Source organism: Enterococcus sp. VV15, assembly GCF_005236045.1.
In the GTDB taxonomy this organism is placed as follows: Bacteria; Bacillota; Bacilli; order Lactobacillales; family Enterococcaceae; genus Enterococcus_B; species Enterococcus_B durans.
The window spans coordinates 1-16,786 of sequence record NZ_QPTY01000009.1 but is presented as its reverse complement, the minus strand read 5'-3'; the positions used below and the strand labels follow the sequence as shown (position 1 = coordinate 16,786).

Below are 16,786 nucleotides of genomic sequence, written 5' to 3'. Positions count from 1 at the left end.
CAATGGTGGGGTCTCTTTTTTGTTCCCGTTCTTTAGTGACCAGTTCTGAAAATAGGACTGGTCTTTTTTTAGGGGGAATGAATATGTCTAAAATAGAAATTAAACAATTAACCTTTGGCTATGACAATCAAACGACATTATTATTCGATCATGCAACACTAAATTTTGATACAACTTGGAAGTTAGGATTGATTGGTAGAAATGGTCGTGGAAAAACAACTTTATTAACTATTCTGCAAAACAAACTGGCTTTTCAAGGACAGATAAAGCATCAACAAGAATTTCTTTATTTTCCACAAAAAGTAACAGAAAAAGAGCGTTTGACTTACTACGTTCTTGTTGATATCGCTGATTTTGAGCTTTGGGAGATTGAAAGAGAACTGAATTTGATGGAGACAGACGTGGAAATCCTATGGCGCCCCTTCGATACTCTATCTGGTGGTGAAAAAACGAAAGTCTTGCTGGCTCTTTTGTTCATTGACGATCAGCATTTTCCATTAATTGATGAACCAACGAATCATTTAGACGTAGTGGGAAGAAAGCAAGTCGCCAATTACTTGAAAAAGAAGAATCAAGGATTTATTGTCGTCAGTCATGACCGAGGATTTATCGATGAAGTGGTCGATCATGTGTTGGCGATCGAAAAAAGTCAATTGGAATTGTATCAAGGAAACTATTCTGTTTATGAAGAACAAAAACGGTTAAAAGATGCGTTTGAAATCGGCCAAAATGAAAAAATCAAAAAAGAAGTGAGTCGTTTAAAGAAAACTGCTGCTGAAAAAGCAGAATGGGCACGGTCTCGTGAAGGAGATAAAACGAAAAAAAGTGTTGGATTTATTGATACAGAGAACCGACGAGTCAATCGTGGCGCAATTGGTGCTGATGCGGCTCGTACGATGAAGCGCTCGAAAGCAATCGTGAATCGAATGGAAACGCAAATCGATGAAAAAGAAAAATTATTGAAAGATATTGAATACATTGATCCATTAACGATAAATGTGACCAAAACGCATCATAAGCGCTTATTGGAAGTGGAGGATCTCCAATTAGGTTATGACGAGATGCTTTTCGCTCCGGTTCGCTTTTCTATTGAGCAAAACCAATGTGTGGCATTGACTGGACCAAATGGTATTGGAAAGTCATCGATCATACAGTACCTTCTTGGAGATTTTACTGGGAGAGTAGTTGGGGAAGCCAAGCAGCCGCAACAGCTAACGATTAGTTATGTTCGACAAAATTATGAAGATAACAAAGGGACCCTAAGCGAATTCGCCGAAAAAAATCAAGTGGATTATCAAGCTTTTTTGATTAATTTACGCAAACTGGGAATGGAAAGAGAAGTCTTTCATAATAAAATCGAGCAAATGAGTATGGGGCAACGAAAAAAAGTTGAACTTGCAAAATCACTGTCCCAAGATGCCGAACTGTACATTTGGGATGAACCGCTAAATTATTTGGATGTCTTTAACCAAGAACAGTTAGAACAATTGATTTTAGAAAACAAACCACCTATGCTGATCGTCGATCACGATCAAACATTTCTCAAAAAAATAGCAAGTCAGGTTGTCTTGTTGACGCCAGCGAGATGAATCCAAGAAGAGAAACTTGTTTGACGAGTGATTTATGATACAATCGAAACAGAATTAGCGAAGGGAAGTTATTTGATGTTATATGTGACCAGACATGGAGAAACAACTTGGAATGCACAAGGGTTAGTCTGTGGCAGAGCAGATGTGCCTCTAACCGATAAAGGAAAAAGACAAGCAGAGTTATTAGCTGAAAAAGTTACACAACTAGATATACCAGTGACAAAAATCATCCATTCTCCTTTACAACGTGCCAAGCGAACAGCTCAAGCTGTGGCTGACAGACTAGAATTATCGATGGAAGAAGATGATCGTCTGATCGAAATGGACTTTGGAAAGTATGATGGTGTACCGAGCAAAGACGCAGCTTTTCAGGAAGTACGTCAGGAGTTTGCTGTACGTTTCCCAAATGGGGAATCCGTGCTAGATGTCTATGCTCGTGTGGTTCCTTTGTTAAAAGAGTGTTTAGAAGATGAAGAGAACGTCTACTTGCTTGTTTGTCATAATGCATTGATGCGGGTGATCAATGCGTATTTCAATCCGATGCCAAACCATACTTTTTTTGATTTTTATGTGGATAATACTGAGCTAGTGACGTTCAAAAAAACGATTGATTAAATAAAGCAACTAGTTTCTAACGTTGAAAGTCAGCTGGGAAAATAGTGGATGTGCGTAATTAAATGAAAGAAATTCTCTTTGATCAGTAATGGGAAAATGAGAACTTTTCTTGATATAATTGCTTTGGAAAATTTTTTATTTGATAGGAGGAAGACGGACATTAGATGTCCGTTTTTTATTTTATTTTCTGATCAAAATCACATCAAAAAAACCTTTTCAGAAATAAAATTAATATATTTTTATAAAAATATTGAAATTTCATTTCATTAGAGTTATACTCTGTTCATAGAAATGAAGGCGGATACACAAATGGGGGAGAAAAATGTTTGGATTTTCGATTTTTATGAATGAACCTTTGACTGAAGAAAAGAAAGCATATATCAAACAAATGGCAGACAGTGGATTTCAAGGGATCTTCACGTCTATGCATATTCCCGAAGATGATCCCATGGCCTATAAGAAGCGTTTGATGGCACTGGGAGAATGTGCAAAAAAACATCAGCTTGATTTAATGGTTGATATTTCAGGAGATGCTTTAAGTCGTGCAGGTTTTTCTTTTGAAGATTTGAAACCGCTAAAACAGATTGGTGTAACCGGTTTACGAATGGACTATCACATTTCGAATCAACAAATCGCTGACTGGTCTCATCAGATCAAAATCAGTTTGAATGCCAGTACGATAACACCTCAAGATGTCCAGGAATTAGAAGAAGCTAAAGCCGATTTTACTCAGCTTGAGGCATGGCACAATTATTATCCACGTCCTGAGACAGGGCTTGACTATCAGTGGTATGTGAAGAAAAACCGCTGGCTAAAAGAACAGAGCTTCACGATCCAAGGATTTGTTCCAGGCGATAAAGATTTACGTGGGCCAGTCTATCAAGGATTGCCAACACTTGAAAAACATCGGAATATCCATCCTTTAGCAGCAGCCATTGAGTTAGCCGCTTGTCAAACAGATCTGGTTTATATCGGTGATGGTGGTTTGTCAGAAGAAGTGCGCGAGCAGTTTTTGATTTATCAGCAAGAACAAAGCATTTTATTGCATGTAGATGTAATTGATCATGAGTTTTATGAATACATTTTAGGAAATCATACTAATCGCCAAGATGATGCAAGAGATGTTCTCAGAAGTGCTGATGCACGTTTTAGAGAAATCCCGTACATTCCAGCTCGTGATACGAATGAACGAAAAAAAGGATCGGTCACTTTAGATAATGAGAAATACTGTCGATATATGGGTGAAATCCAGATCACGAAACGAGACCTACCTGCAGATGAAAAAGTCAATCGGGTAGCGCAAGTCATTGAAGAAGAATTACCGTTACTTGAGCAAATACATGCAGGAGTAAATTTTAAACTAATCCAAAAAGAAAAGAAGGCAAATTAGATGAATACAATCAATTTAGAAAATTTAACAACTGAACGTAGAAATGAACAAACATTTGGACTTGATGAAATGAGTATCACGCAAGCTGTCAATTTGATGAACCAAGAAGATCAAAAAGTAGCACAAGCAGTATCAAAGGAGTTATGCAATATCGAACCAGTGATCGAACAAACAATCGAATCATTCAAAAAAGGCGGTCGCTTGATTTACATGGGTGCTGGTACAAGTGGAAGATTAGGGGTCTTAGATGCAGCAGAATGTGTTCCGACATTTGGCGTAGAGCCTGAGATGGTCGTTGGGCTGATCGCTGGTGGAGAAGCAGCAATGACAGTGGCTGTTGAAGGAGCAGAAGATTCTCTTGAGTTAGGAAGAGAAGATTTGATCAACTTACATCTGACAGAAAACGATATGGTGGTAGGTATCGCTGCAAGTGGACGGACACCTTATGTTATTGGCGGTCTTGATTATGCACGCTCGATTGGTGCCAAAACAGCGACGATTTCGTGCAACAAAGATGCAGAAATCAGTAAGCACGCAGATTTTCCGATTGAAGTGGACGCTGGGCCAGAATTTTTGACCGGTTCTACTCGTTTGAAGTCAGGAACAGCTCAAAAATTGATTTTAAATATGATCTCAACAATCAGCATGATCGGTATTGGTAAAGTATTCAATAATTTGATGGTCGATGTTAAACCAACCAACGAAAAATTAGTAGAACGATCAAAACGAATCATTATGCAAGCAACAGACGTTGACTATGAAACGGCAGAGAAGTATTTTAATGAAGCAGAACAAAATGTCAAATTAGCCATCGTTATGATTTTAACAGACAGTGACAAGAAAACAGCACAAGAAAAATTGGTTGACGCAAATGGGTTTGTAAAAGGTACCTTATAAGGGGGAAAAACACATGGCAAAAGAGGAATTGACTTTAGAAGAATTAGCTTCACGGATTTATGCTGGAGTAGGTGGAATGAACAATGTGGAAAGCATTGTTCATTGTATGACTCGTGTACGCATGAAGATCATCGACGATGCATCAGTCGATGTTGATGAATTGAAAGCGATACCTGGCGTTCTAGGTGTAGTAGAAGACGAGCAGTTGCAAGTCATTATCGGTCCTGGAAAAGTCAATAAAGTCGCTCAAGTAATGGTTGATCAAGCCGGAGTGAAATTAGGTGAAAAAATTTCTTCTGGTACACCTAAATCTACTAGCACGGATGCATCTGGAAAAGCATTAGTGAATGAACGCGCTCAAGCAATGAAGGCAGCCCAAAAATCAAAACAGAAACCTTCTAAAATAAAATCAATCTTGAAAGATATCTCTAATATTTTTGTACCAATGATTCCTGCATTCGTAGGAACAGGGATTGTTGCAGGGATTGCAGCAGTCTTAGCTAACTTAGTGACAGCTGGTACGTTAGATGCTGCGACATGGCAACAATACATCGACATCATGAATATTCTGAAAAACGGAATGTTTAGTTATCTAGTTATCTACACGGGTATCAATGCGGCCCAAGTATTTGGCGCAACACCAACGCTTGGTGGTGTAATCGGTGCGGTTGTTATGCTTACTGGGATGAACCCAGAAGCACCTCTTAAAAACTTATTTACAGGTGATCCGTTGGCAGCAGGTCAAGGGGGAATCCTAGGAGTTATCTTTGCAGTATGGTTATTGTCGATCGTAGAAAAGAAATTGCATAAAGTAGTTCCTGACTCAGTCGATATCATCGTCACACCAACACTGTCATTGATCGTGATCGGATTAGTAGAAATTTTCTTGATCATGCCACTAGCTGGATTTATTTCAGACGGTATGGTAGGCGGTATCAACTGGGTGCTAGGTGTCGGGGGTGCCTTTTCAGGTTTCGTATTAGGAACACTTTTCTTACCAATGGTTATGTTTGGATTGCATCAAATTTTAACGCCTATCCATGTACAAATGATTGATGAAACCGGTAAAACACTTTTATTACCTATTTTAGCAATGGCTGGTGCAGGACAAGTCGGTGCAGCATTGGCTTTATGGGTTCGCTGCAAAAAAGACAAAGAATTAACTGAAATGATCAAAGGGGCATTACCTGTTGGAATTTTAGGGATTGGTGAACCATTGATCTATGGGGTAACATTACCATTAGGCCGACCATTTATCACTGCCTGTATTGGTGGAGGTATCGGTGGTGCTGTGATCGGAATGATCGGAAATGTCGGTGCCATTGCGATCGGACCTTCTGGAGCTGCATTGATTCCATTGATTTCTGATGGAAAATGGTATGGGTATGTCTTAGGGTTATTAGCTGCTTATGCAGGTGGATTTTTAGCAACTTTCTTCTTTGGCATCCCTAAAGAACAATTGGAAAAAGAAGCTCTTGCAGAAGAAACGATCATCAATGAACATGTTGCACCAACTGTCGGTGCAACGAACATGGGTGCAAGTGAAATCACATTGACAGCAGTTGCGGATGGAACTGTTGAACCTCTTGAAAATGCAAGTGATCCTGTGTTTTCACAAAAAATGATGGGGGAAGGCTACTTCGTTGAACCTGTAAATGGACAAATCTATTCTCCTGTCACAGGGAAGGTCAGCTCAGTTTTCCCAACAAAACACGCGATCGGCATTACGACAGCAAATGGCTTGGAGATCTTGCTCCATATGGGAATCAATACAGTTGATCTCGGTGGCAAACCTTTTGATCTAAAAGTTGTAGAAGGACAGCAAGTGACTTCAGATACATTAGTTGCGGATGTGGATTTGGCAGCAATTAAATCAGCTGGAAAAGAAACATCGATGATGGTACTTGTTACAAATATGGATCGTGTTGCAAATTTTGTTCTTGAAAAAACGGGTAAAGCAAAAGCAAAAACACAAGTGATGGATGTCGAAACAAAGGCATAGAAAACAAAAAGTAAACTACCGCCCTTGATTGTCAGAATAAATTTCTAACAATCAAGGGCGGTAGTTTTTACGATTATTCACTCTATTGTTAAGAGGACTACTTTGCGTTATATGCAGAAAAAGTTTTAGCTAATATAGCATATACATTTGCCACATCTGTAGGAGTACCTCGTAATTCATAGTCGGCAAGAAATGGGAAGCCGAATTTTCTTGCGTACTGTTTGGCGGTCAAGCAGTACTGGTTGTTAAAGTTTTTGTTACCACTTCCAACGACACCAAGACAAAGTGTGTGGTTTTCTTCATATTCAAGATATTCACGCAACGTTTCAGTCAAGATCTCAGTGTCTCCGTTGTCCAGGCCGTTCCCGCCATCTAAATAGGTAGGAACAAAAGTAAAGAAAGGTTCGCTTTCTTTTTCAAAGGGACTGTTTTCATGGATTTCTTTTAATGAAATCCCCGGCATCTCAGGATTATCTGCGTGTTGATTTTCAGCATATTCCGCTATATGTTTAGCAAATGCACGTGTATTTCCAGAGATGGATAGATACAAAATTTTCATGCCATTTCCTCCAATCATTCCTGTATAGTATAGCATCTTTTTGGTACTTTTTGTGAAAGGGTTTTGAGTCGATGAATGTTCAAATTCCTTGTATAATTAGAAAAGAATCGTTACAATTATTTTTCTATTAGAATTTTTATAAATAAAGTAAATTAGACGAAGTTTTGCTATACTTTTGCTAAAAGCGCTTTAATTTTGGAGGATGTTTAAATGGATACAGAGCGACAGAACAAAGGAATTGGATTGGTTCCATTAGCGGCCTTAGTAATTGGGTCAGCGATCGGAGGTGGCGTATTTGGTATCATGACGGACATCTCAGGATCGGCTGGAGGTCCCGCTATTTTCAGTTGGGTACTTGTGGGTATGGCGATGATGATGCTCTCGTTATCAATTAATAATATCAATAAAAAGCGTCCAGAACTAAAGGGTGGAATCTTCAGCTATGCAGAAGCAGGTTTTGGTCGTTTCGCAGGTTTTATCAGTGGCTGGGGTTATTGGCTGACGTGTTGGCTAGGCAATGTGGCTTTTGCTACACTATTGATGAGCGCGCTAGGCTACTTTTTTCCTGTCTTTGACGGCGGGCAAAATGTTGCATCGATTATTATGAGTACGATCCTTCTTTGGGGGTATGCGTGGCTAGTCAATCGAGGAGTCGAAAATGCCAGTTATGTAAATGCTATTGTCACAATCTGCAAACTTGTTCCATTGTTCTTGTTTATTGTTGTTGCCATCAGCACGTTTTCAATCCAACAGTTTATAGATAATTTTTCGAGCGAGATCATTTTGAATGCCAATGGGCAACCAATTCCTTTTTCAAGTCAGGTATTGAGCTGTATCATGGTGATGTTGTGGGTGTTTGTTGGGATTGAAGGGGCCTCAGTCGTGGGTTCCCGTGCTAAAAAGAAATCAGATGTCGGAAAAGCAACGATTCTGGGGATTTTCGGATTGATCATTGTATATGTCCTTGTTTCAATGCTTCCGTATGGCACGATGTCGATGCAAGAATTACAAGGAATCGATACACAGCCAGCAATGGGGTATGTCTTTGAAATGATGGTAGGAAAATGGGGAGCTGTTCTGATCAATGGAGGCTTGATCATTTCGTTAGTCGGAGTTTGGCTGTCTTGGACGATCTTACCGATTGAAACCATGCGAAACATGGCGGATGATGGATTATTGCCAAAACGTTGGGGAAAAGTGAACAAAAAAGGCGCACCGACATACGCGATCATTTTAACGACTATCTGTACGAATATTTTCTTGCTCTCTTTATTATTTACAGACAGCGCGTATAATTTTGCGTATACGCTAGGTACAGCCGCAATCTTCTTTACTTGGTTATTCTTAGGGTTATATCAAATGAAACTCTCTTATCAAAGAAAAGAATGGGTTCAATTTCTGGTAGGCTGTTTAGCTACGGCGTTTCAGGTCTGGGCCATGCTTGTTGTAGCATTCAATGAAGTGATGTTGGTCTTAGTTTTATTCTTGCCAGGTATCGTTTTTTACCTGAGGGCGAGAAAAGAACAGAATGAACCGATACCACATCTCCATTTGGACAGGATTTTATTGATCGTCGTCACAATGATTGGTTTAATCGCTTCTGTCTTGTTTGCGACAGGGATATTACATGTTTAAAAAATAAAAGAAAAAATCCAAACAATCTAGAATGTAGGATAAATCTAAAAATTGGGTTTGCTACAGAAGCTCGAATAAACGGCGTCCAAAAGTCAGGTTTTTCGGAAATTTAAAGAAAAGCGAGCAATACAAACAGCGTATTGTTCGTTTTTCTTTTCAATTTCTCAAACATAAACGACTTTTGTCTCAACCTCCTCAGCATGTTTGGATTTTTTGTGTATCAAACGTCAGTGATGTATCGACTAACGTTTAAGTAGTTGGAACATAGCTTCTCTTTTATCCTGTGTACGCCCGATCAACGTATGCTTGCTTCGAAGGGATCAATGGCCACTTGTCAACTTTATTCCTATAATGCTGATCAATAATAACCCCACAAAGAACCAGGTTTGCGGAGTTAATTTGTCATGGAACAACCCAACTCCTACGATGACTGAACCAAGCGCACCGATACCTGTCCAAATGGGGTAAGACAAACTCATAGGTAAAGTCTTGATTGCTTTTGATAGGAAATAAAAACTAGCAATCATACCGAGAACTGTATAAAGAGAATAATTTAATTTAGAGAAGCCCTCACTCCACTTCATCATCGTTGACCAAAAAACTTCCAAGAGACCCGCAAAAATCAATTCGATCCATGCCATAAGTCATTCCTCCTTCTACAAAAAAAGAGGAGAAACATTCCTTCAAAGACCTAATGGAATGCTTTTCCTCTTTTATACTACCCGGTGGCAGTTGTGTATTTATTTTTGTAGCTATAGTATACCACATTTTTGTTTTTTGATTACTATAAGTAAAAAAACAGACAGGATAAGCATAGAAAATTGTTTGGAAAGAGTCATTATAGGAAAATAAGAAATTTAGAATAACCAATAAAAAAAGCAGATTTCAATGGAATTGACTGAATTTTCACAAAAATAAGTGGATTTTGACTATATTTTCATTGCTTTTTGATTTATAATAAAAAAACATCTTGTAATCTTGGGGGAGGAAAACATATGGAGAACTATCTTAGTCTTTTAGGAGTATTGATCGTGATTGTCGGTTTTGCCCTTAAATTAGACTCAATCTTGATCGTAATGGTGGCGCTAGTTGTAACGGCGCTGACAGGAGGTCTAGGAATAGGTGGCATGCTTGAAACATTAGGGACAAGTTTTGTCAACAATCGAGGAATGGCGATTTTTATTATTATCATGCTTGCTACAGGAACACTAGAAAGAAATGGTCTGAAAGAATCAGCCGCTTCTTTAATCAAACGTTTCAGAAAAGTATCGGCAGGAATGATCATCGACATCTACGGTGTATTTCGAATGATTTTTGCCGCATTCAATGTCAGCTTTGGTGGGGTGGCAGGTTTTGTTCGACCAATCATCATGCCGATGGCTTTAGGGACAGTTGAATCAAAAGGATTAGAAATCGATCCAAGACACGAAGAAGAATTAAAAGGGATGTCTTCTGCAATGGAAAATATTTGCTGGTTCTTTGGTCAAGTACTGTTTGTAGGGGGAGCAGGTGCATTGCTTGTTCAATCTACATTGAAAGATCTAGGTTATGAAGTCACATTAGGACAATTAGCTTTAGTTGAAATACCAGTAGCGATCGTTGCATTAGTGGTTGCGAGTGGTTACTTCTATCTAAAAGAGAAAAAAATAGCGAAGAAATATTATTCAGGAAAGGGGCAATAAAATGAGCTTTTTTACAAGTTCTGAAATTTTATTGGGAGATAAATTATTAGAAGTATTATATATTATCATGGGTCTAGTCCTTATTTATACAGGAATCAGAAATATCAACGATAAAAGCAACCCACATCGTTATGGTTCCGCATTTTTCTGGATAATTTTAGGTGTAGTCATTGCCGGTGGACGTTGGATACCTGCACTTGTCAATGGGATCTTGATCTTTGCTATGACGATTCCAGCAATTGCGCAAAAAGTAAGTAAAGGTGAAAGTCGTTTACCTTCAAAGCAATATATGGAAAAAATGTCAGATAAATTAGGGATGAAAATCTTTATTCCTGCATTGAGTATCGGTGTGTTTGCGATTTTATTTGCCTTATTCACCAAACTTGGAGCGTTAGTCGGTGTCGGTGTCGGTGTGTTTGCAGCTATGCTCATCTTGATGTTTTTCTCAAGAGACAATCGTCCAACAACTTTCTTAGATGATGCAGCAGACATGTTAGGAACAGTAGGACCATTAAGTATGCTGCCAATGTTGTTAGCTTCTTTAGGTGCTGTCTTCACTAGCGCTGGTGTTGGTACTGTGATTTCTAATGCTGTAGGTACGATCGTCCCAGAAGGAAATGTAGATGTTGGAATCATCATCTATGCATTAGGGATGGTTATCTTTACGATCATCATGGGAAATGCTTTTGCAGCAATTACGGTAATGACAGTCGGAATCGGAGCACCATTTGTATTCAGTCAAGGAGCAAATCCAGCATTGATCGGAATGGTTGCTTTAACATGTGGGTTCTGTGGCACATTATTGACACCGATGGCTGCGAACTTCAACATCGTGCCAGTCGCAATGTTAGAAATGAAAGATAAATATGGCGTAATCAAGAATCAATTGTTTGTGGCTATCTTTATGTTAGTTTTCCAAATCGTGTATATGATTGTATTTAAATAGCATAAACTTTATAATAAGTAGTAGTCCATTAACAATAACGGAGGAATGTAAGATGAAAGTATTAGTAACAGGTTTTGATCCATTTGGTGGAGATAAAGTCAACCCAGCTTATGAAGCAGTGAAAAAAATGCCTGATGAAATCGCAGGCGCGAAAATCATTAAAGTTGAAGTACCGACTGTTTTTGCTAAAAGCGGCCAAGTGGTAGAAGAAGCAATCAAAAAACATCAACCAGAAATCGTTATTTGTGTCGGGCAAGCGGGAGGTCGTTCAGCTGTTTCTTTTGAACGTGTTGCGATCAACTTAGCAGAAGCTAGGATCGAAGACAATGAAGGAAACCAACCATTTGATACAGCATTGGAGCCAGACGGACCAGCAGCTTATTTCACTTTATTGCCAATCAAAGCGATGACGAAAAACGTTCATGATCATGGACTTCCAGCTTATATTTCTTATACAGCAGGAACCTTTGTCTGCAATGATATCATGTATCGTCTCCTTCATTTAATCAATACAAAATTTCCAACGATCCGCGGGGGATTCGTTCATGTGCCATTTTCACCAGATCAAGTGATTGATCGCCCAGTCGGCACACCGTCGATGTCACTAGATGATATTGCTGCTTCACTTACGTATGCTGTGGAAGCCGCTGTTACAAATAAAGAGGATATTTCTGGTAACGCAGGAACTACTCATTAATAAAGAGAAGATAACATCGGCTGGTAGATAAACGATATCTATCAGTCGATTGTTTTTTTGAGAGGAAACAATAAGTAGTGAAAGAATGGCAACAAGTACTTCAAGAATGGTACCCTAGAGAAATCAATAAGACTTATCCCATCAAGATATCGAAACAATATACCAGTAATCAAAGATGGGAAATCTATGAAAAACTGACAAAAGACCAAAGAAAGTTAGTCGATCAGCATCGACGTTATCTGATCAATTCGCGCTTCATGGAAGAAAACTATTTGGCAGCGACAGATTGGGTGTTTGAAGATTTTAAGATCAATCCTTTTTTTCGAACCCAAAGAAGGCAGCAAAAATTGTATTGTGATTGTGGAAGAGAACTGAAAGTACAGTATGTCGTCAAATCACCGAAGACTGGAAAACAGCTGAAATTGGGGATCAATCATTTTGCTGAACATCTCCATGTAAGTCCACAGATTGCTACGTCTATCAACCAAGGAATGACCAAGGTCGATCTAGCATTAGACGAACTTTTATGGCTGAAACAGCAAAACATTGAGTTCCCAGAAGATTTATGGCAAGAATATTGCTTTATGCTCTACCAAAATCGTAAATTGAAGAATCCTTATCTTCCAGATGAAAAGCTAACTAAACGACTAGCAGACTTCCGTTTGGCTAAAATGCCTATTTATATTGCAGATCATCAAGCATTGAGCCATGAAATCAAACAGATCGAAAAACAAATTACAGGTAGTACAAAAACATTTCACGTGAAAAAAGAACTATTTGATGACTTCTCTGATGCATTGGAAAAAGATGTTGAAGCATTTCTCCATCAATATAAAATCTTTTTACAAAAGGATTGGGCATCTATTTCAATCGAAGGCGGAAAGAAACAATCTATTGCCTTTTTTGAGGCATTTATTACAGCTTTGCGAAAAACAAAGCAAATGGTAGGAAGGCAACAAAAGACCGAAATCGAGAGATTGGCTCATGATCAACGCTTTATCCAGCCAGCAATCTATTTGTTTATCTGGGAACAGTATATACGCTATGGTTTTTCAGAAGGTTTTTTTGATAGTATTCCACGAGTGATGCGTAATGGTTTTTTGAAGGTATTACGAAAAGAGAAAAAACAAAAATCCCATGAGTTACAGAAAGGAACAGTACCAGGGCCCAAAATCGTGTCCAAAAAAAAGTGGGAGGAACTAGCACAATCGGTAAAGGAAAAAGGAACAATGCCAGTTTTGAAGCACCTAGAGCGAGAAGGCTACCAGTTATCAGATGAGCAACAAGAAGCATTACACTACTATCGAAGAATCGAACGCGTGGCTCGGCCTGATAAGGCCGAAATAAGACGATTGCTAAAAGAGTTACTATAAAAGAACAGTATGACATTGCAAAAAATCAGAATTTCAAATTGGAAACAATGAATTGCGAAGATTCCCATTTGAGTATCTCAAAAAGGGAAAGTGTGAGCAACAAATCAAAAAAATGCGGTAACCAAGGCTAGAAAAATTTCTAAGCCATGGTTTACCGCATTTTTTAGGAATATCTTTTCTCAAGAGGAAGTATTAAGCGTGTTGAGAGTAATAGTCCTCTTCCATTTTTTGCATCCGTTCACGTTCCTTTTGGTTATACCAAGGAGAAACTGTGAAAGCAAGTACATCATTCAATAAGTATACAGAACTATTGACGAACATTGCTAGACTTGCAGAACCATGGGTAAAAGAGATATACCATAGAACCATTTGAGCTAATCCAGAAGCCAACCACCAATAGTATTGATTGTTGTAACGTAAGAAGCTAATGACACCAGCAGATAAACTGATTGAAAAAGCAATTGCATCCACCCATGGGCGCGGATCATCTGTGTATGTGCCAATCAAGAAACCAGAAACGAAATAAACGATGATGGTAGCGATGATTGCAATGAACCAAATTTTTCCTGTAAATTTTCGGATTTTTGATGCCATGTTATGATTCCATTCTTTACTTAGTAATACTGGGATGTCTAAAGTAATCATATAGGCTATCTGTTCGCCGATGCTTAAGTAATTTTTGGCGGAAAACCCGACAATAATAAAGCAAATAGCAGATAATATACCTAAAATACCATTAACAGATTTGGCTGCATTGATCGATAAAATACACAATACACCAAGATTTGTTCCAATAAAGGCAACAATAGATAGCCAAGTGATTGGGTTGTTGACTAGTGTCATGATTTGACAACCAAGACTAAAAAAGAATAAATAATAATTTTGTTGTGGCCAGCCCTTTAGCTGATGTGCTAAAAAACGAAAATATGATTTCATCTATATAAAACTCCTTTAAACACTAAATGTAGTGTTTTTTAATTTTTGAAACACAACTTATTGTATTCTTTTCTAAAAAAAAATCTAGTCTTTCAATTAAAAATAATCTGTGTTATGATAACAATTGCTTGTTTTCTTGAGAATATCAAGAACTTTACATTTATAGAATGAAAAGACGAGGTCGGGACAGAAGTAGTTGCTTCTGCTTCCGCCGTTTTTTTGTTTTCTGAGAACAAAACGAGTAAAATAAAAGAATAACCAGTGAAAAGGAGAAGTAGTATGAAGTTTTCTGTTATTCATCATGTAGCAATAATTGTATCGGATTATCAAAAATCACGTGATTTTTATGTTAATAAATTAGGTTTTGCTATTATTCGGGAAAATTATCGGCCGGAACGCAATGATCATAAATTGGATTTGAAACTTGGCGAAGCAGAACTGGAAATTTTTGGGATGGCCGATGCGCCAAAACGCCCCAACTATCCAGAAGCATGTGGATTGAGGCATTTAGCTTTTAAAGTAGAGAACATCGAACAGACAATCAAGGAACTCAATGAAAAAGGGATCGAAACCGAACCCATAAGAGAGGATACGTTTACTGGAAAGAAAATGACTTTTTTCTTTGATCCAGATGGCTTGCCATTAGAATTACATGAGTGATGTAACAAAAATGTCACTTTTTTTTTAACTCATTCGATTTTTCTTTCGAAAAAATCCTGTTATCCTGAAAAAAAAGAAACAGGAGATAAGTGATGAAAAAAGTGATTTTTAGTTTAGCTATTATTGTAATTATCAGCATCACAGCGTCTTTAGGATTGTTGGATGCGACATTTAGCTATGATGATATCAGTGAACAGGATTATCGTATCTCATTGAAAAAGGCGACAACGATTTTTAAGGAGGAAGCACATCAAGAAAAAGTAGATGCTATCCAATTTATTACCAAAAAAAATGTAAAAAATCAAACAAATAACACCTTTGAATATCTATTCATCTATCAGGATCAAGTTGTAGTGATCGACCCAACAACGGGTAAAACAGAGATAAATCCAGTAGAAAAAAACGAAAAAAGGTCCTACATTACCTTTGATATAGATGCAGTTTCTAGTGTTAAAACACCGCAAGCCGCGATGAAAGAAGCATTGAAGCAATGCGGGAAAAAAAGAGCAAAGGCAAAAGACTGGCAGCTTTTGATCAAAAATAGCAAGCTCTATTATGAAGTTGATTTGTTGGATAATGAACGAACACACCGGTTGTTGATTAGAGCGTAAAGAGAAGTGTTATCACTTCTCTTTTTTTTGATATGAGAGTAAGCTATTTATGTAAAGGAATGAAAGGAAGTCGTTCAATTATGGAAAAATTGAAATGTCCAAATTGTGGAAAGAAATTTGCCTATGAAGAAGTCAATAATGTTGTCGAACATCAAGATAAAGAGATGCCTGTTGTTTGCCCGTATTGCCGTACAGAAGCTGCACGAATCGTTACACATGGTTATTTTGTGACACAAAAAATTGAAGATTATTTAAAATAACAACTTTGCTCTTTATTTTTCAGTATGATAAAATGAAAAAAAGGAGAGAAATAGATGATACGTTTTGCAAAAAAAGAAGATGCACACGAAATCGCACCTCTGATATTAGTTATTTTGAATGATATGGAACTGCCATTTTTACAAAAATATGGGACTGCGAAGACCCTCGAAATCCTAGAGGAAGCAATCACTGATCCTACTTATCGTTATAGTTATACGAGAGGGATCGTCGAAGAATTAGATGGGAAAGTAGCTGGAGTTGCCTATGGGTACACAGATGCAGATGAACCATTTATTGACAAGCCGCTAGAAAAAATCCTCAAAAAATATGGGATCGAAGAGACAGAGCAGCTATTTATCGATCAAGAAACATTTCCGAATGAATGGTACTTAGACTCAATCTCTGTCTCTGAGGAATTTAGAGGACATGGAATTGGTTCTAAATTACTTTCTGCTTTACCAAAATTAGCAGAAAAAGAAAAAAGAAAAGTGATTGGTCTGAGTGTTGATGAACAAAATCCCAAGGCAAAAAAATTATATGAGCGTCACGGGTTTAATGTAGTCGGTCAACGGATAATTAGCGGACATCTATATGATCATATGCAGAAAACGCTTGATTAAAGCGTTTTTTTTTATATAAATATAGTTATTTTTTAATTATCTAATGGAGAATGGAACAATTATCATATAATAAGTTTTTGAGCGGAAAAATACAGTTTCCGATCTTTTTTTTATGTAAATATATTGAAAAAAGCTGTTGCATTTTTTATTTTATTTATTATAAATCCCTATTTTATAGCCGTTAACATCATATTTTAATAGTTAAAGAATTTATGAAAATCACTTCAAATGTTTTAGATAAAGTCCATATAATTGTGTAAAAGATAAAAGGCCATGTAACAGCCCTTTTACGGTACAATGTTTTTAACCACAA

The 16,786-nt window shown here is 37.7% G+C and carries 17 protein-coding genes; 14 read left to right on the top strand and 3 right to left on the bottom strand.

Features of this window, described 5'->3' with window-relative positions; genetic code table 11:
• Positions 1 to 83 precede the first annotated feature (83 nt).
• From DVW83_RS05050 to DVW83_RS05030, 5 genes are all read left to right on the top strand, one after another.
• Positions 84 to 1,589 (top strand): Lsa family ABC-F type ribosomal protection protein, encoded by a 1,506-nt coding sequence (locus DVW83_RS05050; protein ID WP_104661788.1) that lies wholly within the window; start codon positions 84 to 86, stop codon positions 1,587 to 1,589.
• 75 nt (positions 1,590 to 1,664) lie between these two features.
• Positions 1,665 to 2,204: a histidine phosphatase family protein gene (locus tag DVW83_RS05045; RefSeq protein ID WP_104661792.1), complete on the top strand. Its 540-nt coding sequence runs from the start codon at positions 1,665 to 1,667 to the stop codon at positions 2,202 to 2,204.
• Positions 2,205 to 2,526: 322 nt separating this feature from the next.
• Entirely contained in the window at positions 2,527 to 3,594 is a 1,068-nt protein-coding gene (locus DVW83_RS05040) for a DUF871 domain-containing protein (RefSeq protein WP_104661789.1), read from the top strand.
• A complete protein-coding gene (gene murQ / locus DVW83_RS05035) occupies positions 3,595 to 4,491 on the top strand; it encodes an N-acetylmuramic acid 6-phosphate etherase (protein ID WP_104661790.1) in 897 nt (298 codons plus the stop codon). It begins immediately after the preceding gene.
• 13 nt (positions 4,492 to 4,504) lie between these two features.
• Positions 4,505 to 6,493, top strand: a complete 1,989-nt coding sequence (locus tag DVW83_RS05030) for a glucose PTS transporter subunit IIA (RefSeq protein WP_104661791.1) — start codon at positions 4,505 to 4,507, stop codon at positions 6,491 to 6,493.
• A gap of 97 nt (positions 6,494 to 6,590) precedes the next feature.
• On the opposite strand, the gene nrdI is transcribed toward DVW83_RS05030, so the two are convergent.
• On the bottom strand, positions 6,591 to 7,052 hold the full coding sequence (nrdI, locus tag DVW83_RS05025; protein ID WP_104662164.1) for a class Ib ribonucleoside-diphosphate reductase assembly flavoprotein NrdI: 462 nt from the start codon (positions 7,050 to 7,052) through the stop codon (positions 6,591 to 6,593).
• Positions 7,053 to 7,262: 210 nt separating this feature from the next.
• Between nrdI and DVW83_RS05020 the strand changes: the two genes are divergently transcribed.
• Complete coding sequence (locus tag DVW83_RS05020; protein WP_104662165.1) at positions 7,263 to 8,687, top strand: basic amino acid/polyamine antiporter; 1,425 nt, start codon at positions 7,263 to 7,265, stop codon at positions 8,685 to 8,687.
• A gap of 320 nt (positions 8,688 to 9,007) precedes the next feature.
• Here the strand turns inward: DVW83_RS05020 and DVW83_RS05015 are convergent, their stop codons facing one another.
• Positions 9,008 to 9,328, bottom strand: a complete 321-nt coding sequence (locus DVW83_RS05015) for a DMT family transporter (protein ID WP_104661322.1) — start codon at positions 9,326 to 9,328, stop codon at positions 9,008 to 9,010.
• Positions 9,329 to 9,682: 354 nt separating this feature from the next.
• Here DVW83_RS05015 and DVW83_RS05010 point away from each other — a divergent pair, with 354 nt between their 5' ends.
• The 4 genes from DVW83_RS05010 (at position 9,683) to DVW83_RS04995 (ending at position 13,385) form a co-directional block, all read left to right on the top strand.
• Entirely contained in the window at positions 9,683 to 10,369 is a 687-nt protein-coding gene (locus DVW83_RS05010; RefSeq protein ID WP_005877274.1) for a DUF969 domain-containing protein, read from the top strand.
• A 1-nt stretch (position 10,370) separates the two neighbouring features.
• Positions 10,371 to 11,315, top strand: a complete 945-nt coding sequence (locus DVW83_RS05005; RefSeq protein WP_104661323.1) for a DUF979 domain-containing protein — start codon at positions 10,371 to 10,373, stop codon at positions 11,313 to 11,315.
• A 52-nt stretch (positions 11,316 to 11,367) separates the two neighbouring features.
• Positions 11,368 to 12,012, top strand: a complete 645-nt coding sequence (gene pcp / locus DVW83_RS05000; RefSeq protein WP_104661324.1) for a pyroglutamyl-peptidase I — start codon at positions 11,368 to 11,370, stop codon at positions 12,010 to 12,012.
• Between the two features lie 77 nt (positions 12,013 to 12,089).
• Positions 12,090 to 13,385, top strand: a complete 1,296-nt coding sequence (locus tag DVW83_RS04995) for a hypothetical protein (protein WP_104661325.1) — start codon at positions 12,090 to 12,092, stop codon at positions 13,383 to 13,385.
• A 192-nt stretch (positions 13,386 to 13,577) separates the two neighbouring features.
• On the opposite strand, the gene pnuC is transcribed toward DVW83_RS04995, so the two are convergent.
• On the bottom strand, positions 13,578 to 14,321 hold the full coding sequence (gene pnuC / locus DVW83_RS04990) for a nicotinamide riboside transporter PnuC (RefSeq protein ID WP_104661326.1): 744 nt from the start codon (positions 14,319 to 14,321) through the stop codon (positions 13,578 to 13,580).
• Positions 14,322 to 14,600: 279 nt separating this feature from the next.
• Between pnuC and gloA2 the strand changes: the two genes are divergently transcribed.
• The 4 genes from gloA2 to DVW83_RS04970 all read left to right on the top strand — a co-directional run bounded on the left by gloA2 (position 14,601) and on the right by DVW83_RS04970 (position 16,473).
• Positions 14,601 to 14,981, top strand: coding sequence for an SMU1112c/YaeR family gloxylase I-like metalloprotein (gloA2, locus tag DVW83_RS04985; RefSeq protein ID WP_104661327.1), 381 nt, complete (start codon positions 14,601 to 14,603; stop codon positions 14,979 to 14,981).
• 92 nt (positions 14,982 to 15,073) lie between these two features.
• Complete coding sequence (locus DVW83_RS04980; protein WP_104661328.1) at positions 15,074 to 15,592, top strand: hypothetical protein; 519 nt, start codon at positions 15,074 to 15,076, stop codon at positions 15,590 to 15,592.
• A gap of 80 nt (positions 15,593 to 15,672) precedes the next feature.
• A complete protein-coding gene (locus DVW83_RS04975; protein ID WP_104661329.1) occupies positions 15,673 to 15,852 on the top strand; it encodes a hypothetical protein in 180 nt (59 codons plus the stop codon).
• Between the two features lie 54 nt (positions 15,853 to 15,906).
• On the top strand, positions 15,907 to 16,473 hold the full coding sequence (locus DVW83_RS04970) for a GNAT family N-acetyltransferase (RefSeq protein ID WP_104661330.1): 567 nt from the start codon (positions 15,907 to 15,909) through the stop codon (positions 16,471 to 16,473).
• Positions 16,474 to 16,786: the final 313 nt, after the last annotated feature.

What these genes read in the sequence shown, in the direction of transcription:
- DVW83_RS05050 (WP_104661788.1), top strand. Translation starts at nt 84, where the DNA reads ATGTCTAAAATAGAAATTAAACAATTAACCTTTGGCTATGACAATCAA.
- DVW83_RS05045 (WP_104661792.1), top strand. Translation starts at nt 1,665, where the DNA reads ATGTTATATGTGACCAGACATGGAGAAACAACTTGGAATGCACAAGGG.
- DVW83_RS05040 (WP_104661789.1), top strand. Translation starts at nt 2,527, where the DNA reads ATGTTTGGATTTTCGATTTTTATGAATGAACCTTTGACTGAAGAAAAG.
- murQ (WP_104661790.1), top strand. Translation starts at nt 3,595, where the DNA reads ATGAATACAATCAATTTAGAAAATTTAACAACTGAACGTAGAAATGAA.
- DVW83_RS05030 (WP_104661791.1), top strand. Translation starts at nt 4,505, where the DNA reads ATGGCAAAAGAGGAATTGACTTTAGAAGAATTAGCTTCACGGATTTAT.
- nrdI (WP_104662164.1), bottom strand. Translation starts at nt 7,052, where the DNA reads ATGAAAATTTTGTATCTATCCATCTCTGGAAATACACGTGCATTTGCT.
- DVW83_RS05020 (WP_104662165.1), top strand. Translation starts at nt 7,263, where the DNA reads ATGGATACAGAGCGACAGAACAAAGGAATTGGATTGGTTCCATTAGCG.
- DVW83_RS05015 (WP_104661322.1), bottom strand. Translation starts at nt 9,328, where the DNA reads ATGGCATGGATCGAATTGATTTTTGCGGGTCTCTTGGAAGTTTTTTGG.
- DVW83_RS05010 (WP_005877274.1), top strand. Translation starts at nt 9,683, where the DNA reads ATGGAGAACTATCTTAGTCTTTTAGGAGTATTGATCGTGATTGTCGGT.
- DVW83_RS05005 (WP_104661323.1), top strand. Translation starts at nt 10,371, where the DNA reads ATGAGCTTTTTTACAAGTTCTGAAATTTTATTGGGAGATAAATTATTA.
- pcp (WP_104661324.1), top strand. Translation starts at nt 11,368, where the DNA reads ATGAAAGTATTAGTAACAGGTTTTGATCCATTTGGTGGAGATAAAGTC.
- pnuC (WP_104661326.1), bottom strand. Translation starts at nt 14,321, where the DNA reads ATGAAATCATATTTTCGTTTTTTAGCACATCAGCTAAAGGGCTGGCCA.
- gloA2 (WP_104661327.1), top strand. Translation starts at nt 14,601, where the DNA reads ATGAAGTTTTCTGTTATTCATCATGTAGCAATAATTGTATCGGATTAT.
- DVW83_RS04980 (WP_104661328.1), top strand. Translation starts at nt 15,074, where the DNA reads ATGAAAAAAGTGATTTTTAGTTTAGCTATTATTGTAATTATCAGCATC.
- DVW83_RS04975 (WP_104661329.1), top strand. Translation starts at nt 15,673, where the DNA reads ATGGAAAAATTGAAATGTCCAAATTGTGGAAAGAAATTTGCCTATGAA.
- DVW83_RS04970 (WP_104661330.1), top strand. Translation starts at nt 15,907, where the DNA reads ATGATACGTTTTGCAAAAAAAGAAGATGCACACGAAATCGCACCTCTG.